The sequence below is a fragment of the Salmonella enterica subsp. enterica serovar Typhimurium str. LT2 genome (assembly GCF_000006945.2).
Taxonomy (GTDB): domain Bacteria; phylum Pseudomonadota; class Gammaproteobacteria; order Enterobacterales; family Enterobacteriaceae; genus Salmonella; species Salmonella enterica.
This window is the reverse complement of sequence record NC_003197.2, coordinates 3,342,813-3,362,236: the sequence shown is the minus strand read 5'-3', so window position 1 is coordinate 3,362,236 and position 19,424 is coordinate 3,342,813. Positions and strand designations below refer to the sequence as shown.

At 51.7% G+C, this 19,424-nt stretch carries 21 protein-coding genes and 19 other annotated features; of the genes, 8 read left to right on the top strand and 13 right to left on the bottom strand.

All coding sequences use genetic code 11. The features are described 5' to 3' along the window. Window positions 1-130: 130 nt before the first annotated feature. Window positions 131-1,824, bottom strand: a protein-coding gene (gene yqiK, locus STM3199; protein ID NP_462114.1) for a hypothetical protein. Within the gene, window positions 131-1,810 belong to an annotated coding region; the region does not span the whole gene. Continuing rightward, window positions 1,819-1,824, bottom strand: a ribosome-binding site (putative RBS for yqiK; RegulonDB:STMS1H003230). Its footprint overlaps the gene before it by 6 nt. 4 nt (window positions 1,825-1,828) lie before the next feature. After that, the gene (locus STM3198; protein ID NP_462113.1) for a putative inner membrane protein occupies window positions 1,829-2,462 on the bottom strand. Within the gene, window positions 1,829-2,449 belong to an annotated coding region; the region does not span the whole gene. Then, window positions 2,457-2,462: a ribosome-binding site (putative RBS for STM3198; RegulonDB:STMS1H003229), on the bottom strand. It overlaps the preceding gene by 6 nt. Before the next feature lie 127 nt (window positions 2,463-2,589). Then, window positions 2,590-2,610 (top strand) — a protein binding site (putative binding site for CRP, RegulonDB: STMS1H000051). 87 nt (window positions 2,611-2,697) lie between these two features. Continuing rightward, window positions 2,698-2,703 (top strand) — a ribosome-binding site (putative RBS for glgS; RegulonDB:STMS1H003228). Between STM3198 and glgS the strand changes: the two genes are divergently transcribed. Then, the gene (glgS, locus tag STM3197) for a rpoS dependent glycogen biosynthesis protein (protein ID NP_462112.1) occupies window positions 2,698-2,916 on the top strand. Within the gene, window positions 2,707-2,916 belong to an annotated coding region; the region does not span the whole gene. Its footprint overlaps the feature before it by 6 nt. Window positions 2,917-2,989: 73 nt before the next feature. Here glgS and yqiC read toward each other — a convergent pair. Then, window positions 2,990-3,356, bottom strand: a protein-coding gene (gene yqiC, locus STM3196) for a putative cytoplasmic protein (protein NP_462111.3). Within the gene, window positions 2,990-3,349 belong to an annotated coding region; the region does not span the whole gene. Next, window positions 3,351-3,356: a ribosome-binding site (putative RBS for yqiC; RegulonDB:STMS1H003227), on the bottom strand. (Overlaps the previous gene by 6 nt.) Before the next feature lie 355 nt (window positions 3,357-3,711). Further along, window positions 3,712-3,717 (top strand) — a ribosome-binding site (putative RBS for ribB; RegulonDB:STMS1H003226). Between yqiC and ribB the strand changes: the two genes are divergently transcribed. Next, window positions 3,712-4,379 (top strand): 3,4 dihydroxy-2-butanone-4-phosphate synthase gene (gene ribB, locus STM3195; RefSeq protein NP_462110.1). Within the gene, window positions 3,726-4,379 belong to an annotated coding region; the region does not span the whole gene. (Overlaps the previous feature by 6 nt.) Before the next feature lie 170 nt (window positions 4,380-4,549). Here ribB and STM3194 read toward each other — a convergent pair. From STM3194 to ygiE, 5 genes are all read right to left on the bottom strand, one after another. Next, the gene (locus STM3194) for a putative disulfide isomerase (RefSeq protein NP_462109.1) occupies window positions 4,550-5,233 on the bottom strand. Within the gene, window positions 4,550-5,227 belong to an annotated coding region; the region does not span the whole gene. After that, window positions 5,228-5,233: a ribosome-binding site (putative RBS for STM3194; RegulonDB:STMS1H003225), on the bottom strand. (Overlaps the previous gene by 6 nt.) Window positions 5,234-5,241: 8 nt before the next feature. After that, window positions 5,242-5,920, bottom strand: a protein-coding gene (locus STM3193) for a putative thiol-disulfide isomerase and thioredoxin (protein NP_462108.1). Within the gene, window positions 5,242-5,913 belong to an annotated coding region; the region does not span the whole gene. Further along, window positions 5,915-5,920: a ribosome-binding site (putative RBS for STM3193; RegulonDB:STMS1H003224), on the bottom strand. It overlaps the preceding gene by 6 nt. Window positions 5,921-5,932: 12 nt before the next feature. Next, window positions 5,933-6,727, bottom strand: coding sequence for a putative arylsulfate sulfotransferase (locus STM3192; RefSeq protein NP_452517.1), 795 nt, complete (start codon window positions 6,725-6,727; stop codon window positions 5,933-5,935). Window positions 6,728-6,762: 35 nt separating this feature from the next. Next, the gene (locus STM3191; protein NP_452516.1) for a putative arylsulfate sulfotransferase occupies window positions 6,763-7,735 on the bottom strand. Within the gene, window positions 6,763-7,728 belong to an annotated coding region; the region does not span the whole gene. Further along, window positions 7,730-7,735: a ribosome-binding site (putative RBS for STM3191; RegulonDB:STMS1H003223), on the bottom strand. It overlaps the preceding gene by 6 nt. Before the next feature lie 635 nt (window positions 7,736-8,370). Then, the gene (ygiE, locus tag STM3190; RefSeq protein NP_462105.1) for a putative divalent heavy-metal cations transporter occupies window positions 8,371-9,156 on the bottom strand. Within the gene, window positions 8,371-9,144 belong to an annotated coding region; the region does not span the whole gene. Then, window positions 9,151-9,156 (bottom strand) — a ribosome-binding site (putative RBS for ygiE; RegulonDB:STMS1H003222). (Overlaps the previous gene by 6 nt.) A gap of 73 nt (window positions 9,157-9,229) precedes the next feature. Beyond that, window positions 9,230-9,235 (top strand) — a ribosome-binding site (putative RBS for ygiD; RegulonDB:STMS1H003221). Here ygiE and ygiD point away from each other — a divergent pair. Further along, the gene (gene ygiD / locus STM3189) for a putative cytoplasmic protein (protein NP_462104.1) occupies window positions 9,230-10,073 on the top strand. Within the gene, window positions 9,243-10,073 belong to an annotated coding region; the region does not span the whole gene. (Overlaps the previous feature by 6 nt.) Window positions 10,074-10,134: 61 nt before the next feature. Here ygiD and ygiC read toward each other — a convergent pair. The 3 genes from ygiC to tolC form a co-directional block, all read right to left on the bottom strand. Continuing rightward, the gene (ygiC, locus tag STM3188) for a putative glutathionylspermidine synthase (protein NP_462103.1) occupies window positions 10,135-11,311 on the bottom strand. Within the gene, window positions 10,135-11,298 belong to an annotated coding region; the region does not span the whole gene. After that, window positions 11,304-11,988, bottom strand: a protein-coding gene (gene ygiB / locus STM3187; protein ID NP_462102.1) for a putative inner membrane protein. Within the gene, window positions 11,304-11,975 belong to an annotated coding region; the region does not span the whole gene. Before ygiB ends, ygiC begins: the two co-directional genes overlap by 8 nt. Further along, window positions 11,306-11,311 (bottom strand) — a ribosome-binding site (putative RBS for ygiC; RegulonDB:STMS1H003220). It overlaps the preceding gene by 6 nt. Then, window positions 11,983-11,988, bottom strand: a ribosome-binding site (putative RBS for ygiB; RegulonDB:STMS1H003219). It lies within the gene ygiB. A gap of 199 nt (window positions 11,989-12,187) precedes the next feature. Further along, window positions 12,188-13,663, bottom strand: coding sequence for an outer membrane channel (gene tolC / locus STM3186; protein NP_462101.3), 1,476 nt, complete (start codon window positions 13,661-13,663; stop codon window positions 12,188-12,190). A gap of 188 nt (window positions 13,664-13,851) precedes the next feature. Further along, window positions 13,852-13,857: a ribosome-binding site (putative RBS for yqiE; RegulonDB:STMS1H003218), on the top strand. On the opposite strand from tolC, the gene yqiE reads away from it, so the two are divergent. The 5 genes from yqiE to parE all read left to right on the top strand — a co-directional run bounded on the left by yqiE (window position 13,852) and on the right by parE (window position 18,268). After that, window positions 13,852-14,496, top strand: a protein-coding gene (yqiE, locus tag STM3185; protein ID NP_462100.1) for a putative resistance protein. Within the gene, window positions 13,864-14,496 belong to an annotated coding region; the region does not span the whole gene. It overlaps the preceding feature by 6 nt. Then, window positions 14,484-14,489, top strand: a ribosome-binding site (putative RBS for yqiB; RegulonDB:STMS1H003217). It overlaps the preceding gene by 6 nt. After that, window positions 14,484-14,915 (top strand): putative cytoplasmic protein gene (gene yqiB, locus STM3184; protein ID NP_462099.1). Within the gene, window positions 14,493-14,915 belong to an annotated coding region; the region does not span the whole gene. Before yqiE ends, yqiB begins: the two co-directional genes overlap by 13 nt. A gap of 13 nt (window positions 14,916-14,928) precedes the next feature. Further along, window positions 14,929-14,934: a ribosome-binding site (putative RBS for icc; RegulonDB:STMS1H003216), on the top strand. Further along, window positions 14,929-15,767, top strand: a protein-coding gene (gene icc, locus STM3183) for a cyclic 3',5'-adenosine monophosphate phosphodiesterase (RefSeq protein ID NP_462098.1). Within the gene, window positions 14,940-15,767 belong to an annotated coding region; the region does not span the whole gene. (Overlaps the previous feature by 6 nt.) Continuing rightward, window positions 15,757-15,762: a ribosome-binding site (putative RBS for yqiA; RegulonDB:STMS1H003215), on the top strand. (Overlaps the previous gene by 6 nt.) After that, window positions 15,757-16,348 (top strand): putative esterase gene (gene yqiA, locus STM3182; protein ID NP_462097.1). Within the gene, window positions 15,767-16,348 belong to an annotated coding region; the region does not span the whole gene. The genes icc and yqiA overlap by 11 nt, the downstream gene beginning before the upstream one ends. A gap of 27 nt (window positions 16,349-16,375) precedes the next feature. Beyond that, window positions 16,376-18,268, top strand: coding sequence for a DNA topoisomerase IV, subunit B (parE, locus tag STM3181; RefSeq protein NP_462096.1), 1,893 nt, complete (start codon window positions 16,376-16,378; stop codon window positions 18,266-18,268). 124 nt (window positions 18,269-18,392) lie between these two features. Here parE and ygiN read toward each other — a convergent pair. Next, window positions 18,393-18,719 (bottom strand): putative cytoplasmic protein gene (gene ygiN, locus STM3180; RefSeq protein NP_462095.1). Within the gene, window positions 18,393-18,707 belong to an annotated coding region; the region does not span the whole gene. Then, window positions 18,714-18,719: a ribosome-binding site (putative RBS for ygiN; RegulonDB:STMS1H003214), on the bottom strand. It overlaps the preceding gene by 6 nt. A gap of 19 nt (window positions 18,720-18,738) precedes the next feature. Next, the gene (gene mdaB, locus STM3179) for an NADPH specific quinone oxidoreductase (protein NP_462094.1) occupies window positions 18,739-19,331 on the bottom strand. Within the gene, window positions 18,739-19,320 belong to an annotated coding region; the region does not span the whole gene. Further along, window positions 19,326-19,331, bottom strand: a ribosome-binding site (putative RBS for mdaB; RegulonDB:STMS1H003213). (Overlaps the previous gene by 6 nt.) Window positions 19,332-19,424: the final 93 nt, after the last annotated feature.

The following is a 19,424-nucleotide window of genomic DNA, read 5'->3' as shown; positions in this document are numbered from 1 at the left end:
CGCCGATTTTGCGTTACTGGATCGCCCACGCAAAATGGCCTGCTGGTCATAACGCTTTGTACAGACAAGGTGGAAAAAAGATAAAAAAATCCCCGGTCTTATGACCAGGGACAGGAGATATGGCGGGGGGTTATTGCTCTTTTATCGTTGCTTCGCGATTAATCTCATCCGTTGCCGATGAAACCAACGGCGTGGTCAGCGCCTTTAGCGAGCCGCCAGCGATGCCAATCTCGTTTAACAGCGAATCGATCAGCGGTGCCTGGGTACGATAGGTGAGCGCGGCAGATAACGCTTGTTCCGCCAGGTTTCCCCCGTTAGCGCCGCCAGCGGCGACGTCGCCCGCCGTCGCGCCGCGATTGAGGCCATCGACCTGAATAATCTTAATGCCGTCGATGGATTTCATCGGTTCAACAGACTTCTCAATAACAGCAGGCAACGATTGTAAGAGCGCTAGTTTAAATTTGAGGCTGGTTTGTTCGTCAGATAGTACGTTGATAGCGTCATTCAGCGCCCGTTGCGCTTCGGCTTCCGCCAGACCTTTTTTACGCGTTGCTTCCGCCAGTTCGATGATAGCGGCGGCTTGCAATTCTGCCGCTTCTTTCTCTGCTTTTGCCCGAACGGTCAGTTCGACCGCTTTGGTTTCCGCATCCTGCGCCGCGGCGATCAGAGCGACCTGCTTGGCGCGATCCGCTTCGGCGGTCTGGCGGGTGGTTTCTACGTTTTGCTGGGCGCGAACCGCATCGGCCAGCGCGTCGTTGGCGCGCGCTTCCGCTTGCGATTGCTGCTCGGATTTGGCGGCAATGGCGATAGATTTCGTCTGGTTGGCGATTTCTGTCACCTGTTGCTGTTCGATCTCTTTAATACGTACTTCACGCTCGGCCTCAACTTTCCTGGACCGTACTGCTTGCTCACGTTCGATCTCCGTCTCCTGGATCTGCCGCTCAGCAAGAATGCGCGTCTGTTCTGCTTCACGATGGCGCTCGGCCTCAAAAGCGGCAATTTTAGCGTTTTGTTCGGCGGTGCGGGTTTTAACCTGTTGCTCCTGCTCCAGAGTCATAAAGGCTTCTTGTTGCTCGATTTCCAGCTTGCGCTCAAGCGCGTCGCGGTTCTTTTCGCGCACCGCCACTTCCACATCCTGTTCCACTTCATTACGTTCACGACGGCGGCGTTCGGTTTCCTGCGTCAGTTTCGTCAGACCTTCGGCATCAAAGGCATTGTTTGGATTGAAATGCTCTTTGGACGTTTGGTTAAAGTTGGTTAATGAGACACTTTCCAGCTCCAGGCCGTTTTTCGACAAATCTTCCGCAACGGTGTTTTGTACGCCCTGAACGAAGTTTTCACGCGTATCCTGTAGCTCATGCATCGTCATCTGGGCCGCGGTAGCGCGTAAGGCGTCAACGAATTTATCCTCAACCAGCATACGCAGATCTTCCGGCGACAGCGTTCGCTGGCCAAGCGTTTGTGCGGCGGTGGCAATACCTTCAACAGAGGGTTTTACACGTACGAAGAAAGCGACGACCACGTCAACGCGCATACGATCTTTGGTGATCAGGCTGTCGACGGTAGCACGGCTGACTTCAAGTTTTAGGGTATTCATATTGATCGGAATAATTTCGTGAAAGATTGGCATCACAATAGCGCCGCCGCTCATCACCACTTTTTGCCCGCCAAGCCCGGTACGGACAAATGCCTGTTCCGCAGATGCGCGGCGATAGAGGCGAGCAAAAATGATCCCGATAATTAGTAAGACGATAACCGCAACGATGGCGGTAAACATCCATGATGGCAATATGCCAAAAACATCATCCATTATGTAAGTTCCTCTCAATTAAACATAGAAGGTACGCTCAGCCAAATAACGCGTTGCGGAAAGTCGGCAGACAATCAGCACCTTGTCTCCTTTTTTAAATTCTTTTCCCTTTTCGGGTTCCAGCAGTAAATAGTGAATCTGGCCGAACTTATCGGTAAATTTTCCTTCGCAAGGTGTACCGGCGACGGCGGCGTGGCCGGTAATAATCGCCATGCCGCCGATAAATTCCTCTTCCCGGAGGGCGGAGCTTTCATCTCTGGGTAGCCAGGGCGCGAGGATTTTTCCGCTGTAATGCACGGCAAAGACCGACAGGACAATGCTCAACGGGACCAGCAGCAGATTGCTGAGCGGCGCTTGCCAGAGCATGATCCCGCCATGCTGGATGAGGATACCGAAGAGGCCGAAATAACCGGCCAATAGACAGAGGACGACCAGGGCGGGAACGCGTCCAATATTCAGATAATGAAGCGCCTGGCCCGCAGGGCCGGATGACAGGGCGTCATAATGATCGAGATGGGCGTCGAGCGCGCCTGAAAGAAAGTGGCCAAAAATCAGCGAAATCATCTCCAGCACGCCGATAAAGAAAACGAACGCGATGGCAAACAGATAGGGGCTGTTATACTCCGCAAATAAGGTCATATTTTCTATCCTTGTCGCCGCCTTCAGAAGGATGTTCGCGTGATAATTTTCATGCTTGTTATTTCATTGCGTTACAATATCATGTGACCCATATCTCCTTAAGTCCGAAAAGCGATTTATCCGTCGTTATCTTTGGTGAATATTGTGATTTTGCGCATTAAATTTGCGCACGTTATGTATAAAACCGCCGTACATATAGGGAAATACTGAAATCAGAAAAAGCATATAGCCTTAACAGAATTCAATAACTGGAGGGTATGCTGATGAACAACAATAACGTCTATTCATTAAATAATTTCGATTTTCTGGCGCGCAGTTTTGCCAGAATGCAGGCGGAGGGGCGTCCTGTTGATATCCAGGCGGTAACCGGCAATATGGACGAGGAGCATCGCGACTGGTTTTGCAAGCGTTACGCGCTTTACTGCCAGCAGGCGACTCAGGCGAAAAGGTTAGAATTAGAACACTAATGCAGGCTCCCTTTACAGGTGCAGGGCATTATTCAGATCTTATATGAGCGGGCCGTCAGGCCCGTTCACGTTTTTACTCTTGTTGTGGATCGACTGGCGGAATGGCGGGCGCAGGTTTTACTTCTTCAGGCTTGTCGCGAGCTTCCAGTTCGCTGAGGCGTTGCTCCAGCAGCGCCAGTTTTTCCCGGGTGCGCAGCAAGACCTGAGTCTGGACATCAAACTCTTCGCGGCTCACCAGATCGAGACGCGTCAGCTGAGATTGCAGCGTTTGACGGATTTTTTTCTCGATATCTTCCCCGAACTCGCGAATACCTTTCGGCATTGACTCATGAACCTGGCGTGCGATTTGCTCAATTTTTTTCGGGTCAATCATTGTGGTTTCCCTGAACTGGTAAGTGTTAGCTCTTATTGTAGTGCGATATGTGGACGCCATAAACCAGAATTGTGTGACGTCATACGGAGTAAAGGCGTTGATGAAGGTAATCAATAGCGTTATAGTTAACCCGCTTATTCTCAGGGCGGGGCGAAATTCCCCACCGGCGGTAAATCAGCGATGTTTAACGCATTTCTCATCACGGCGCGCCGTGACGGAACGCGGAGAGCAGGTTGAAAGCCCGCGAGCGCTTTTTGCCATAGCGAAAAGGTCAGCAGATCCGGTGTAATTCCGGGGCCGACGGTTAAAGTCCGGATGGGAGAGGGTAACGATCCAGTCGGGCATGGACCCGCTCACGTTATTTTTTTGCCGCTTGTCGGCACTCCTAAGACTGCCCTGATTCTGGTAACCATAATATTAATGAGGTTTTTTTACCATGAATCAGACGCTACTTTCCTCTTTTGGTACGCCTTTTGAACGTGTTGAACTTGCACTGGATGCGCTGCGTGAAGGACGCGGTGTGATGGTGCTTGATGATGAAGATCGTGAAAACGAAGGCGATATGATTTTCCCCGCAGAGACGATGACCGTAGAACAGATGGCGTTAACCATTCGTCACGGTAGCGGTATTGTTTGCCTGTGTATTACTGAAGACCGTCGTAAGCAGCTCGACTTGCCAATGATGGTGGAAAACAACACCAGCGCCTACGGCACCGGTTTTACCGTGACCATTGAAGCCGCAGAAGGCGTGACCACCGGCGTTTCCGCCGCTGACCGTGTCACTACGGTGCGTGCGGCAATTAAGGATGGCGCAAAACCGTCCGATCTTAACCGTCCGGGGCACGTTTTCCCACTGCGCGCTCAGGCGGGCGGCGTGCTGACGCGCGGCGGTCATACGGAGGCGACCATCGATCTGATGACGCTGGCCGGTTTTAAACCTGCAGGTGTACTGTGCGAGTTGACTAACGACGATGGGACGATGGCGCGCGCGCCGGAGTGTATCGCGTTTGCAGGCCAGCATAATATGGCGGTAGTCACGATTGAAGATCTGGTGGCTTACCGCCAGGCGCATGAGCGCAAAGCCAGCTGATCGAACGGATCATGGTTGAAAAAAGCCGATGAGATGTCATCGGCTTTTTTGTATTCCTTCGGTGCCATATCGTTCAGTTTCAAAGAACGACGAATAAGCTGAATGGTAAAATTATTGTGAGAAAAGCAGAGGCCTGAATGCAGACCTCTGCTTTGGTTTATCTATTCAGGTTATTTGCCTCTGGCCAGTTTCAATGCCCAGGCGCCGCTCATCACCAGCAGCAGAATCAGGCACAACCCAAAGGCCAACATACATGCCTGCGCCATGTTCATAAAGTGCCAGGGCGGAAGCAGATACCAGCCTTCGGACTGCTGGTAGAGATCGACAAACCACTGCTGTACGCTACTGAGCGTTACGCCATCAGGGACGATAGGCGCGTCATAACCGCAGTCTCCGGTAGGTTTAAACCACTCCGGTGCCCATTCCGCCAACGGTAAGTTGAAAGGAAAGGTCGGGTCAGTCGAACATCCTTGCACGCCAAAAAGTGAATCGGGGTCCGCATTATGTACCGCATGATGGATACCATTAAGCTTAATAGAAAACTTAATGCCCATAATGCTGCCATAAAACGCCGCGATGCAGCCAATCAGCTTCAGCACGATATTTTTGGGATTTATCGCCGCAATCACCCCGCCAATTACCATCACAAACATCGCGTAACGGATGTAAACACACTGCTCGCACGGTGCCATGTAGAGGTAGATTTGGAAGAACGAGTGCGCCAGGATAATTAATCCTCCCATCGCGATGGCCATTAACAGCCACAGAAAGCGCTGTTCCTGCCATCTCACCAGCGTATCCACTGGTCTTGCGCGTAGGTCTCGCCATAATCCCTTAATAAAATCCATAATCGTTTCCCTGCTTATTTTTTAGTGGCCAGTTCCCGAACGAGTTCAGCCATAGAATCGATGGATTTGATGTTTTTGGTATAGATAAGGTACTTGCCGTTGACGACGTAAGCCGGAACACCCTGAATTTTGGCAACGTCATAGGCGGCTTTCCATTTTTCCAGCGTCTCCTGAACGGCAGGATCTTTCAGCGCCGCTTCAAAATCAGCCTGGCTCATGCCTGCGGCGTCCAGCCCGGTTTTAATAAATGCCGCCGGATCTTTCCCATCTGACCAGCGCTCTTTCTTATCATGGTAAGCCGCATACCAGGCGAACTTCGCTTTTTTGAATTGTGATTTAGCATCAAATAACGAAATCCCGGCAGCTTTATCTTTGGCGATCAGGACTGCAAATACTTCGCTGGCCTGTTTGCCATATTCGCCTTTTGTTTCCAGGTGGAACGGAGTGAACGTAACGAGATCGGCTACTTTATCAGAAACCGGACCTGTTACGGCTTTGTCATATTTGTAGCAGAAAGGGCAGGCGTAGCTAAATACCTTAATCAGCGTTTTATCCGCATTAGGAATCGGTTTCTCCAGAACCATATAATCTGTGCCCTCGGTAAAAGCCGATGCCGCAAAAGGAGTGACCAATGCTGCGGTTAATACTACGCTTTTAAATAAAGAGGTAATCCATTTAGATGACATATTAATTCCTTCCCGTTATTTATTTAAACATTTGCGTTGGATGAACCAGTAATGCACGATAGTGAGTCTGGTTGGGTTTATCCGACAGCACATCAATTTCAACTTTCACTTCTTTCGTTTTATAGTCAATCTCATTCAGTTTGCCGACTGTGGGTTTACCAACGTCGAACAGGTTAATAGAACCGCCAAAGCCGAACATGGTGTCGCGGTCTTTTTGATATTCAACAACCGAGGTAATAGGACTATAGAAATCATATCCACGTTCTTTACCGTATTCCCAAACTTGTTGTACGGTGCCTTTCTTCTCATCGATCTTATATTCGACAAAACGGGAATATTTCATGGTCGGTAGAGCCGGTTGCTCCAGGCCGCGACCATCGCCGTTATCAAAGACCGTTAACGTGCCTTTGCTGGAAAGCCATGCCGTATGTTGGGTATAGGTGAAATCGAAATCGGTGTCCTTACACTTGCCGTTTTCGTCACAGGTCAACGGCTTACCATGATCGTCTACCGGTTTCAGCAATTTACTGGCTAGCTGCTTATTCCAGCCTTTAGACGGTGCCAGTATCCATTTCACCTGCTTATCGCGACCAATTTTTACAATACCCTGATGGCGGGAAGAAAGGATGATGGAGTCGTCTTTCGCGTCATAAGCGATAGAGTTGACGTGCGCCCAGTTACGACCGGCACCAACGCCAAGCGCATCGCCATACGGCGTATCCGGTTCAAGTTTCGCCTGCTGTCCGGCATGGGCCAGATCGACGTTCACGCATACTGCGCCCGCATCCAGCGCGCCGAGCAGCGCATCACGCATAGGGTCGAGGATTTTGGTTAAATCCCAAACGTCTACTACGCGGCCAGACTTATCGACCTCAATGATTTGGTCACGAATAGTATGAACATGTATGCCGTCTTCTTTGCGGTAACTCGTTTGCCGACGCGCAGCAGTACGGTGCCGTTCACGGTTTCGATGGATTCATGAGACGCATCCAGGAACCCGCGCGGCAGTTTATGATCGGCAAGAATTTGCCCCATCATGTCAAACTCGTACCAGTGTTGGCCCTGCACCGCGGTAAAGGTGCCGCGAGGCGTTTCACGAATACCCATCAGGTAGCCGCGTTTGTTGATATTCATATCGTGGCCGTCGTAGAAGGTATCTTGATCCAGCCACCAGCGATATTCACCCTGGGTGTCGACCACAAACGTATAAGGGGCGATATCGAAAGGCAAAGCCCCGCCCGCCGGGCCGGCATCAAGAATGCCCGCATTTTTATCTTTTTCGCCGTGCCAGTGAAATTCAGCGCCCTGCGGCGTAAAGGTATGGGTATTTACCAGATAAAGGCGATCTTCAAATCCTGGCGCAACTTTAATAACTTTCGTTTGCTGGAGATCTGAAATAGAACGGTTATCCATATAATGGTTGACGATGGCGGACGTCTGCACCACATAGTCATCCTTCATGGCTTTGCCGTTTTCTTTATATTCTACCGTGACGTTGTTGGCAAATTTCTGATAAAGGCCAAAAATAGGAATACCGTCATAGGTTTCTAAAGACTCTTTCCCAACGGTATAAGTAACAGGAACGCCTTTTTCCCCTTTGCCATGTACAGTAACTTTAACGTCTGAAATAATATGGCTATCTAATTCCACCAGCGCGGTGAGAGGGGCATTTCCGTAAGGATCGACAACGACTGCGCCTAATTTTCCTGCGGGCTGTGCCGGTTGAAAACCTGCGGCAAACGTACTGGCTGCGGTGAGTCCGCATGTCAGTGCGACGGCACCGGCAAGTATTGTTTTCCGGTATTGGTCAAACATGGATATATCTCCTTATATACAACTTCTAAATATAATACTTCTGAATATACTATGTTTTTATGAATAATAAATGAGGTAAATGATTGGTCTTTAAATATAAGTCATGATGCTGTTACTTATTTTAAAGTATATTCTGTATCAATATTTTTTAATTGCCTGAGTGAGTCGATAGTAGGAGTGTGATATTTTAAGAACAATATAAATTAGTACGAAGTGTGATCTTATCGACATTGTTTTCTGCTTAATACCTCTTTCATTATTGTGTTTCACCACTGATTTATATGATCAAAATCATTTATTTGTTCCACAAATATGCCAGTATATGAATACGTCAAAATAAGGGTATGTAAAATTTTAACGTTAAATGTTTAGTGATGTTAAATTTTAAGGGTAAAAAGGATGTTTATTGCCTGGTATTGGATAATATTAATCGTTCTGGTGGTAGTAGGGTATATTTGCCATATGAAGCGTTATTGCAGAGCGTTTCGGCAAGACAGAGATGCATTACTTGAAGCGCGAACGAAACGTTTTCGCCAGACGAGCGAAGGCGACAGCGTGATGAATGAGCAGAAATAGCGCATATCCTTGACGGGCAGCCGGATGTTGCCTGGCTAAAGGCCTGCATCCGGCGCGACGTTTCTCTTAACCGATACCTATCGTCTGCAAAATGACGAGACTGAGCCCCATGATGGACATACCGCAAAGCACGCCATAGCTGGGGTTATTGTTAGGATCGATCTCTTTTGCCAGCGGCATCAGTTCATCGACGGAGAGCGCCACCATAATGCCGGCGACTGCCGCCATGATAGCCGCCATAACGATCGGTGAAACCAGGCTGCCCAAAATCAGCCACGCCAGCACGCCGCCAAGAATTTCCGCCATGCCGGAGATACCGGCCCAAAAAATCGCGGTACGTTTTGAGCCCGTCGCGGCATAAACCGGGCCGGCAACCGCCAGACCTTCAGGAATATTGTGCAACGCCACCGCCAGTGCGATGCCGAAACCCAGTTCAAGATTGCTGCTGGCAGTGACAAAGGTGGCGATCCCTTCCGGAAAGTTGTGCAGGCTAATGCCGAGCGTCAATAAAATCGCAGTGCGTTTTATCGAGCCGGGAAGCGGCTGCTGCCTTTTTTGCACCAGATCCTGCGGATGAGCGTGAGGAAGCAGGCGGTCCAGCCCGAAGTAGCCCAACAGGCCGATAATAAACATTCCGTAGCCCAGTACAGGCGACATCCCCTCGGTATCAAGCGCGGCGGGCAGCATCTCCATCAGCGAGATAAGCAGCATGATCCCTGCGGCGAAGCCCAGCGAAAAAGCCAGCACGCGGTTAGACGGTTTTTGGCCGAGAACGCCAAGAAACGCGCCAATAAAGGTGGCGGCGCCCGCCAGTAAGGTCAGAATAAGTGGTACTGACATCCATTACTCCTTATCAATTTGCCGTCCGAACCTGACCTTCAAAATAACTGATGATCTTCATCATGGTTATCTGAGTTCTTCCTCTGTGAAGAAAGCGTATGGTGATGTTAACAAAATGTCTTTCCAGTAAGGATAACATCATGTCTTTAACGTGTATGCCAGCATTGTTTTTGGGGCATGGCAGCCCGATGAACGTGCTGGACGATAACGATTATACCCGCGCCTGGCGGCGATTGGGGGAAGCCCTACCGCGACCACAGGCGATAGTGGTGGTGTCGGCGCACTGGTATACCCGTGGGACTGGCGTCACAGCGATGGAAAGGCCGCAAACTCTCCATGATTTTGGCGGTTTTCCGCAGGCGCTGTATGACACGCATTATCCGGCCCCTGGATCGCCTGCGCTGGCGCAGCGTCTGGTTGAACTGTTGGCTCCCGTTCCCGTCGCGCTCGATAAAGAAGCGTGGGGATTTGATCACGGCTCCTGGGGCGTATTGATCAAGATGTACCCGAATGCGGATATCCCGATGGTGCAGCTTAGTGTTGATAGTACCAAACCGGCGGCATGGCATTTTGAGGTGGGTCGTAAGCTGGCGACGCTGCGTGACGAAGGCGTGATGCTGGTGGCCAGCGGGAATGTAGTTCATAATCTGCGGACTGTGCGTTGGCACGGTGACAATATACCGTATCCCTGGGCGGCGTCATTTAATGACTTTGTGAAAGCCAATCTGACGTGGCAGGGGCCGGTAGAACAGCACCCGCTGGTGAATTATCTGCAACATGAAGGGGGCGCCTTATCGAACCCGACGCCGGAGCACTTTTTGCCTTTGCTGTATGTACTTGGCGCCTGGGACGGCAAGGAACCTATCACCATCCCGGTCGACGGTATTGAGATGGGCAGTATAAGTATGTTGTCGGTGCAGGTGGGGTAGGCCGGATAAGGCGCTGAATGATTGCCCGATGGCGCTACGCGCATCGGGCTTACAGGAGAATCTATCCTTCGACAAAAATATGCGGATAGAAGCGGGAGAGATCCTGGGTGATCAGCGCCCGATCTTCACGGATACCAATTCCGGCGGGCTGATCGTTAATCAGCCAGCTACCAATCAGGGTGTAACTGTCGCCGAATTTTGGCAGCGGATAGAACTGTTGCACGATCATACCCTCTTCGCCATACGGGCCTTCCACGGATTCGATCGTTTTACCGTTCTCAATAATCGATACGTTCGCCCCTTCGCGGGAGAAGATCGGTTTCACGACATATTTATCCATTGGCGGATGTTCGTCTTCGGCGAAATACGCAGGCAACAGATTCGGATGGTCAGGGAACATCTCCCACAACAGCGGCAACAACGCTTTATTGGAGATAATGCTTTTCCAGGCCGGTTCCAGCCAGCGCACGCCGGCATCTTCCAGCTTGGTGGAAAACATCTCGCGCAGCATAAATTCCCACGGATAGAGCTTGAACAGGTTCGCAATGACCTGATCCTGCAGATCCGTAAATTGGCCTTTTTCCCCCAGACCAATATCGTCGATATAGAGAAATTCGGTGGCGATTTCCGCTTCGGCCGCGCAGTCCTGTAAATACTGAATGGTGCCGCGATCCTCAACCGTATCGCGACAGCAGGTGAGATGCAGCAACTGAAAACCGTACTGTTCGCGAAGTTCAGCAAAGCGTTCAATCAGCTTTTCCTGCAGGCTATTAAACTGATCGCTGCCTTCCGGCAGATTGCCCGCGTTGATCTGATCTTCCAGCCAAATCCACTGGAAAAACGCCGCTTCATACAGCGACGTTGGCGTGTCGGCATTATTTTCGAGCAGCTTAGGCTCGCCGATGCCGTCCCAGGCCAGATCGAGGCGGGAATAGAGCGACGGTTGTTGCGTTTGCCAGGACTGACGAACAAAACCCCAGGTATGTTTTGGAATACGAAACTTCGTCATCAGCTCATCGCTGGCGATGACGCGTTCTACTACCTTGAGGCACATCTGGTGCAACTCGGCGGTAACGTCTTCCAGTTTTTCCACCTGGGCGAGCGTTAACTTGTAATAAGCGTCTTCACACCAGTACGGTTCACCATACATAGTGTGAAAATTAAACCCGTATTCAGTCGCTTTATCGCGCCAGTCCGGGCGCTCGGTAATACTGACTCTTTCCATGCGTATCAGCCGCCCATCGAACGTGTTGAAGTACCGGCAGCGCTACGCTGCATGGTGCTCTGTTTGGCGACGGATTCGCCAAAACCGCCGCGGGTAACGGTTGTTGTGGTGGCAGGTTTCGGCGCCATCGCGGTTTTCGGTACGGTCATTGTCCGGCCCGGTTGCGCCGCGCCGTAGTTTTTACCTGCCGCATCGGTATATTTGCCGTATGCAGGGCTGGCCGGGTTTTTCGAGCTAAACAGCGGCTGTTGCGCAAAGCCTGCGCCGCCGCCCATCAGACGCCCCATCATGTAACCTGCCATAAGCGGCATCCAGAAACTGCCGCTGGATTGTTGGGCCTGCGCCTGATTTTCCGGCGCCATGCCAGCCTGTGCAGGCGCTTGCTGGCACTGACCTTCGCCAAACTCAGCGACGCAATCTTCGCGTGTAGCGTACTTAGGCGCAGTACGTTCGGCCTCTTTCAGCGCATTGTTATACGCGGTTGTACACTCCGCGCTTTTGCCCGGATTCGCCGCTGAACAGTCATCAGCGTTTTGATACAGCGATACGGTTTCATCGCTTTTTTCACAGCCAGCCAGCATAAAAACAGCCGTAACCGCCAGGGCGACCGGCGTTAAATGCCGCGCGCTCCAGCTTTTGCGAAATGATGCGTGATGGATGGATTTTGTCCGTTTCATATTTGTCTTCCAGGACCCAGTGGTAAATACAACATGCCTTCAGAATAGAGGATGACTGGTCGAAATTGAAGCGAGAAAAGGCGAGAATGCGGCGGAATAGCAGGATCTTTACGTTGTCTTACGTTCAGGCGCGGCTTTATGACAGGTAGCGCCGCGCTTACCAGACCTACAAGGGCACAGGTCTGATAAGCGCAGCGCCAGCGAATAACTTATCAATGCCGGAATGGATTGCCGTTATTGCTGTTGGCGCGAGCGGCGGTCGGCTGTACTGCTGGCGCGGCGCTATGAGCATTATAACCGTCTGCGGCAGCATCCTGATCTGGCGTTTCCGGCGCTACGCTTTCCGGCGACGTCGGGATAGGTTTACCCAACGTACTGTTAAGCGCGAGCAGATCCTGCTCGTTCAGCGTACCGAGCGCATATTTGATATTTAACTGATTAATCAAATAGGTATAACGCGCGTTGGCCAGTTGCTGCTTGGCATCATACAGAGTGGTGGTGGCATCCAGTACGTCAACAATGGTACGTGTACCGACCGAGTAACCGGCTTCCATGGCATCCAAAGAACTTTGCGCGGAAACGACCGCCTGTTTATACGCGTTGATGCTGCTGATGGAGGCGTTAATATTGTTAAAGGAAGAACGTACGGTCTGCACCACGCTACGGTGCGCGCTTTCCAGCTGTTCGCTTGCGCCGACGAAGTTATACTGCGCCTGTTTTACCTGCGAGTTAACCATCCCACCTTGATACAGCGGCAGGGAGAAGTTAAGGCCGATTTTATTCTGCCCCATGTTGCTATCGTCGTACTGGGTGGAGTTGGTTTTAGAACCGCTATAAGAGGTATCAGAAATGCCGGTTGAGGCCGTTAAATTCAGCGTCGGCAGGTGACCATCCTGCGCCTGACGGATTTGCTCGCGCGCCAGATCCTGACTTAAACGCGCCTGCAACAGCGACAGGTTACGGTTTTCCGCTTCCTTCAACAGCGCATTAACAGCTTTGGGTTTGTCGGTTTTAAAATGCTCGACGTTAAGCGACGCCAGCTCCGGGTAATAATTGCCGGTTACCTGGCGCAGCTCTTCTACCGCGTTATCCAGGTTGTTGCGGGCGGTCACTTCATTCGCCAGTACGGTATCATATTGCGCACGGGCGTTTTGCACGTCGGTAATGGCGACCAGACCCACGTTAAAACGTTGCGTCGTTTGATCTAACTGACGGTAGATAGCCTCTTTTTGCGCCTGGGTATAGGAAAGCACATCAATAGCGTTCAATACCTTAAAATACGCGTTCGCGGTATTGAGGATCAGCGTCTGCTGATCGGTCTGATAGGTGACATCCTGAATGCCTGCTGCTTTTTCTTGCAGGGTGAGCCCACGCCATTTCGACATATCAAATAGCGTCTGCGTTAATTGCAGAGAAGCGCTGGTTTCATTGGAGTTGATACCGTTCGCATCGCGATAACCGTTGCTGTAGGTGTAGTCGGCACCTAAACCCAGTTGCGGCAGTAAAGGACTACGCGCTTCGTTAATTTTTTCGAATGCAGCATCGCGATCGGCAGCGGATTTACGCAATTCCGGGTTGCTCAGGCGTGCTTGCTGATAAACTTGCATCAGGTTCTCTGCCTGGCTTAGTGTGCTGAACCCCGACAGGCTCAGGCCGATAAGGATGGGGAGCAATTTCTTCATTTGCATTCCTTGTTGTGAAGCAGTATTTAGCGCTGATCAATTTGTAAAAATAATTGCTGATTCTAGCAGAATCCGCCACTGCAAAAAGTTGGCGTTACGTGCCATACGAGCCTTAATTGGCACCAATTTACCACAAGGGTGATAAAACAGCAGTCAACCACCCTTGAAATTCATCATTTAATCATTATTGCTAGCAGGGCAGCACAATGCGTAAATCAGACAACTTGCCAGTTACTTTCACCAAAAGCGATGTAGAAATTATTGCACGGGAAACGCGCTATCGCGGTTTTTTTTCATTGGATGTGTATCGATTCCGCCATCGTTTATTCAACGGAGAAATGAGTGGCGAGGTAAAGCGCGAAATTTTTGAGCGCGGGCACGCCGCCGTCTTGCTACCCTTTGACCCTGAACGCGACGAGGTGGTGCTGGTCGAACAGATTCGTATTGCCGCATATGACACAAGCGTTACGCCGTGGCTGCTGGAGATGGTCGCCGGCATGATAGAAGAAGGCGAAACCATTGAGGCGGTCGCCCGGCGGGAGGCGATGGAAGAAGCAGGGCTGACCGTGGGCCGCACCCGACCGGTCATCAGTTACCTGGCGAGTCCAGGAGGAACCAGCGAGCGCTCATCTATTCTGGTGGGTGAAGTGGACGCCACGACCGCGGTAGGTATTCATGGTCTGGCGGATGAAAACGAAGATATTCGGGTTCATGTGGTAAGCCGGGAACAGGCATACCAGTGGGTAGAAGAGGGGAAAATCGACAACGCAGCCGCAGTCATCGCTTTGCAATGGCTTCAGTTGCATCATCAAGAGTTAAAAAACGAGTGGAAAAAATGAAGCGTTATACACCTGACTTCCCAGAAATGATGCGTTTGTGCGAAACCAATTTTTCGCAATTGCGCCGCCTGCTGCCGCGCAATGACGCCCCCGGTGAAACGGTGAGCTATCAGGTGGGCAACGTACAATATCGGTTAACGATTGTGGAATCGACCCGATACACTACGCTTGTAACGATCGAGCAAACGACGCCAGCCATCACCTACTGGAGCCTGCCGTCGCTGACGGTGCGCCTCTACCATGATGCGATGGTGGCTGAAGTGTGTTCAAGCCAGCAGATCTTTCGCTTCAAAGCGCGGTATGATTATCCAAATAAAAAGTTGCATCAACGCGACGAAAAGCATCAAATTAATCAGTTTCTGGCCGACTGGCTACGATTCTGTTTAGCACATGGAGCGATGGCGATTCCGGTTTATTAGCGTCGTGAAACCTAAGGACACCATTTGGAAAGCCTGTTAACCCTACCTCTGGCTGGTGAGGCCCGAGTCAGGATTTTACAAATTACAGATACTCACCTGTTTGCCGAAAAGCATGAAACGCTGTTAGGCGTCAATACCTGGGAAAGTTACCAGGCCGTGCTGGAGGCTATTCGGGCGCAACAGTATGAATATGATCTGATCGTGGCCACCGGCGATCTGGCGCAGGATCAATCCGCTGCGGCTTATCAGCATTTTGCTGAGGGTATCGCAAGCTTTCGCGCGCCTTGCGTTTGGCTACCGGGCAATCATGATTTTCAGCCGGCAATGTACAGCGCGCTGCAAGAGGCGGGGATTTCCCCGGCTAAACGCGTGTTAATCGGTGAACAATGGCAGATTTTGTTGCTGGATAGCCAGGTGTTTGGCGTTCCGCATGGCGAACTGAGCGAGTTCCAACTGGAATGGCTTGAGCGTAAGCTCGCCGATGCGCCAGAGAGACAGACATTGCTCCTGTTGCACCACCATCCGTTGCCGGCAGGGTGCAGTTGGTTGGATCAGCACAGCTTGCGTAATGCCGGTGAGCTGGATAGCGTGCTGGCGAATTTCCCGCGTGTAAAATATCTGTTATGCGGACATATTCACCAGGAGCTGGATCTTGACTGGAACGGTCGCCGTCTGCTGGCGTCGCCGTCAACCTGCGTACAGTTCAAACCGCACTGCGCGAACTTTACGCTGGATACTATCGCGCCGGGCTGGCGTACGCTGGAGCTCCGGGCGAACGGCGTCCTGGAGACGGAAGTGCATCGCCTGCAGGATACCCGGTTCCGACCCGATACCGCTTCGGAAGGATACTGATGTCTACGCTTCTCTATTTGCACGGATTCAACAGTTCCCCTCGCTCGGCAAAAGCGTGCCAGCTAAAAAACTGGCTGGCGGAGCGTCATCCGCATGTTGAGATGATCGTCCCTCAGCTGCCGCCGTATCCTGCCGATGCGGCGGAGTTGCTGGAATCTCTCGTGCTTGAGCATGGCGGTGCGCCATTAGGGCTGGTAGGATCGTCGCTGGGTGGTTATTACGCCACCTGGCTGTCGCAATGTTTTATGCTGCCGGCTGTGGTGGTGAATCCCGCCGTGCGGCCCTTTGAATTACTGACCGACTATCTCGGTCAGAACGAGAACCCCTACACCGGGCAGCAATATGTGCTAGAGTCTCGCCATATTTATGATCTTAAAGTCATGCAGATTGACCCGCTGGAAGCGCCGGACCTGATCTGGCTACTGCAACAGACGGGCGATGAAGTGCTGTATTACCGCCAGGCGGTGGCATATTACGCCTCCTGCCGTCAGACAGTGACCGAGGGTGGTAATCACGCATTCACGGGCTTCGAAGATTATTTCAACCAGATTGTCGATTTTCTTGGACTGCACAGTTGCTGACAATCAATTCGAATTGCTAATTAAACCATGACGCAAACTTATAACGCTGATGCCATTGAGGTACTCACTGGGCTTGAGCCGGTACGCCGCCGCCCGGGGATGTACACCGATACGACCCGCCCCAACCATTTGGGTCAGGAAGTGATTGATAATAGTGTGGATGAAGCACTGGCAGGTCACGCCAAACGCGTGGATGTCATTTTACATGCCGATCAATCGCTGGAAGTGATTGACGACGGACGCGGGATGCCGGTGGATATCCATCCGGAAGAGGGGGTTCCGGCGGTAGAACTGATCCTCTGTCGGCTTCATGCCGGCGGTAAATTCTCCAATAAGAACTATCAGTTCTCTGGTGGTCTGCATGGGGTGGGGATTTCGGTAGTAAATGCCCTGTCAAAGCGCGTGGAAGTGACCGTGCGCCGCGACGGTCAGGTCTATAACATCGCGTTTGAAAACGGCGAAAAAGTGCAGGATTTGCAGGTTGTCGGCACCTGCGGTAAACGTAATACTGGAACCAGCGTCCATTTCTGGCCGGACGAAAGTTTCTTCGACAGCCCGCGTTTTTCTGTCTCTCGCTTAATGCACGTTCTGAAAGCAAAAGCGGTGCTGTGTCCCGGCGTGGAAATCACTTTTAAAGATGAAGTGAATAACAGCGAGCAGCGCTGGTGCTACCAGGATGGTCTGAACGACTATCTGGGCGAAGCGGTAAACGGCCTGCCGACGCTGCCGGAAAAGCCGTTTATCGGTAATTTTAACGGTGAAACGGAAGCGGTTGACTGGGCGCTATTGTGGCTGCCGGAAGGCGGCGAATTACTGACGGAAAGCTACGTCAACCTGATCCCGACCATGCAGGGGGGGACGCACGTCAACGGTCTGCGCCAGGGCCTGCTCGACGCGATGCGCGAATTTTGCGAATACCGCAATATTCTGCCGCGCGGCGTCAAACTGTCGGCGGAAGATATCTGGGATCGCTGCGCTTATGTGCTTTCCGTGAAAATGCAGGACCCGCAATTTGCCGGGCAGACCAAAGAGCGTCTGTCGTCGCGTCAATGTGCGGCATTTGTTTCCGGCGTGGTGAAAGATGCCTTCAGCCTGTGGCTGAACCAGAACGTGCAGGCGGCGGAACAACTGGCAGAGATGGCGATTGCCAGCGCGCAGCGGCGACTGCGCGCCGCAAAAAAAGTGGTGCGCAAAAAGCTCACCAGCGGCCCGGCGTTGCCGGGGAAACTGGCGGACTGTACCGCGCAGGATCTTAATCGGACCGAGCTGTTCCTTGTGGAAGGGGATTCGGCGGGCGGTTCCGCCAAGCAGGCGCGCGATCGCGAATATCAGGCGATCATGCCGCTCAAAGGTAAGATCCTTAACACCTGGGAGGTCTCTTCCGATGAAGTGCTGGCCTCGCAAGAAGTGCATGATATTTCCGTGGCGATCGGTATCGATCCGGACAGCGACGATCTGAGTCAGCTGCGCTACGGCAAGATCTGTATCCTGGCGGATGCGGACTCCGATGGTTTGCATATCGCTACTCTGCTTTGCGCGCTGTTTGTCAGACACTTCCGCGCGCTGGTGAAGAATGGTCATGTCTACGTCGCGCTACCGCCGCTATACCGTATCGATTTGGGTAAAGAGGTCTATTACGCGCTGACGGAAGAAGAGAAGGCGGGCGTACTGGAACAACTGAAGCGTAAGAAAGGCAAGCCGAACGTACAGCGTTTCAAAGGCCTGGGAGAAATGAACCCGATGCAGTTACGCGAAACCACGCTTGATCCGAATACTCGCCGCCTGGTGCAGCTCACCATTAGCGATGAAGACGATCAGCGTACTAATGCGATGATGGATATGCTGCTGGCGAAGAAACGTTCTGAAGATCGACGCAACTGGCTACAGGAAAAAGGCGATCTCGCGGATCTCGACGTGTAACGGTTGTTGCACGCTTTATCTGGTCTGCATGCCGCAGGCCGGATAAGCGAATCCGACATGACGCCGCAGCCTGATGGCGACACTTGCGCATCGCATCAGGGCGACGTCAGACGAGGGTAATAACTTAAACGCCGGATTCCAGAATACGAATATTCATTTCCAGCACATCGTCTTTTACCGCGTCGCTGTAGGCTTTCATATGCGGGGTTTGCAGATGTGCCTCAAGGTGCGCAACGCTTTCCCACTGTTCAATCATCACGATCGAGTCAGGCGCCAGAGTCTGAAAACTCACGCCCGCGGCATGATCCACCATCGGCGCGTAACCGTGGCACCCCTCTTCTTTAAGAACGGTTGGAATAATTTTCGCAAACTGGTCGAGGACGGCCTGACGGTGATGTTGGCCCGGACGCGTGCGAATTTCGGCAATGACGGTAAGCATGGTTAACTCCTTCTAATTCCAGGATGACCAGTTAAGCAAAAATTTCGCTCAGATGCTTGCGATATTCTGCGGTATAGCGCGGAACATCCGGCATTTTAATCACGTCGTTGGCAATAAACGTTGGCAGCGCGTCCATGCCCAGGAACTGGTTGGCTTTATGGAATGGCAGATAGACGCCATCTACGCCTACACCGTGGAAAAACTGATCTTTTTCGGTAAATGCTTCCATCGGCGCGTTCCACGTCAGTGACAGCATATATTTTTTCCCCTGCACCAGACCGCCGGAACCGTACTTTTTAGCGGCATCGGAACGCGTGCGGCCATCGCTGGCATAGAGCGTACCGTGACCTTCGGTAAAGACATCATCCATATATTTTTTTACTGTCCATGGCGCGCCCATCCACCAGCCTGGCATCTGCCAAATCACCACGTCAGCCCAGACGAAATTCTGCACCTCTTCTTTAATGTCATAGTCGCTGTCGGCGCGGACGATCTTAACCTGATGACCCAGATCGCGCAGCAGCCCATCGGCAACTTCGGTCAGGGTGTCATTCAACTGGCCGTTGGAGTGCGCGAATTTTTTCGCCCCGTTGATAATCAGGATGTTACTCATTTTGTGTCCTCAAGAAATGCGTTTGCTGCTGATTCTACGCTGACGGGCGGTGCGGTGAAATTAGCAAAATGTGCAAAGTCTTTTGCGTTTTTGGCAAAAGTCTC

Excerpts from the sequence above, each read along its gene's own strand:
- ribB (NP_462110.1), top strand. The coding sequence starts at position 3,726 with ATGAATCAGACGCTACTTTCCTCTTTTGGTACGCCTTTTGAACGTGTT.
- yqiC (NP_462111.3), bottom strand. The coding sequence starts at position 3,349 with ATGGCGTCCACATATCGCACTACAATAAGAGCTAACACTTACCAGTTC.
- parE (NP_462096.1), top strand. The coding sequence starts at position 16,376 with ATGACGCAAACTTATAACGCTGATGCCATTGAGGTACTCACTGGGCTT.
- yqiA (NP_462097.1), top strand. The coding sequence starts at position 15,767 with ATGTCTACGCTTCTCTATTTGCACGGATTCAACAGTTCCCCTCGCTCG.
- STM3194 (NP_462109.1), bottom strand. The coding sequence starts at position 5,227 with ATGGATTTTATTAAGGGATTATGGCGAGACCTACGCGCAAGACCAGTG.
- ygiD (NP_462104.1), top strand. The coding sequence starts at position 9,243 with ATGGTGATGTTAACAAAATGTCTTTCCAGTAAGGATAACATCATGTCT.
- ygiC (NP_462103.1), bottom strand. The coding sequence starts at position 11,298 with ATGGAAAGAGTCAGTATTACCGAGCGCCCGGACTGGCGCGATAAAGCG.
- STM3198 (NP_462113.1), bottom strand. The coding sequence starts at position 2,449 with ATGACCTTATTTGCGGAGTATAACAGCCCCTATCTGTTTGCCATCGCG.
- STM3191 (NP_452516.1), bottom strand. The coding sequence starts at position 7,728 with ATGTTTGACCAATACCGGAAAACAATACTTGCCGGTGCCGTCGCACTG.
- glgS (NP_462112.1), top strand. The coding sequence starts at position 2,707 with ATGCTGATGAACAACAATAACGTCTATTCATTAAATAATTTCGATTTT.
- ygiE (NP_462105.1), bottom strand. The coding sequence starts at position 9,144 with ATGTCAGTACCACTTATTCTGACCTTACTGGCGGGCGCCGCCACCTTT.
- STM3193 (NP_462108.1), bottom strand. The coding sequence starts at position 5,913 with ATGTCATCTAAATGGATTACCTCTTTATTTAAAAGCGTAGTATTAACC.
- yqiK (NP_462114.1), bottom strand. The coding sequence starts at position 1,810 with ATGGATGATGTTTTTGGCATATTGCCATCATGGATGTTTACCGCCATC.
- ygiB (NP_462102.1), bottom strand. The coding sequence starts at position 11,975 with ATGAAACGGACAAAATCCATCCATCACGCATCATTTCGCAAAAGCTGG.
- mdaB (NP_462094.1), bottom strand. The coding sequence starts at position 19,320 with ATGAGTAACATCCTGATTATCAACGGGGCGAAAAAATTCGCGCACTCC.
- yqiB (NP_462099.1), top strand. The coding sequence starts at position 14,493 with ATGAAGCGTTATACACCTGACTTCCCAGAAATGATGCGTTTGTGCGAA.
- ygiN (NP_462095.1), bottom strand. The coding sequence starts at position 18,707 with ATGCTTACCGTCATTGCCGAAATTCGCACGCGTCCGGGCCAACATCAC.
- STM3192 (NP_452517.1), bottom strand. The coding sequence starts at position 6,727 with ATGCGTGATGCGCTGCTCGGCGCGCTGGATGCGGGCGCAGTATGCGTG.
- tolC (NP_462101.3), bottom strand. The coding sequence starts at position 13,663 with ATGCAAATGAAGAAATTGCTCCCCATCCTTATCGGCCTGAGCCTGTCG.
- yqiE (NP_462100.1), top strand. The coding sequence starts at position 13,864 with ATGCGTAAATCAGACAACTTGCCAGTTACTTTCACCAAAAGCGATGTA.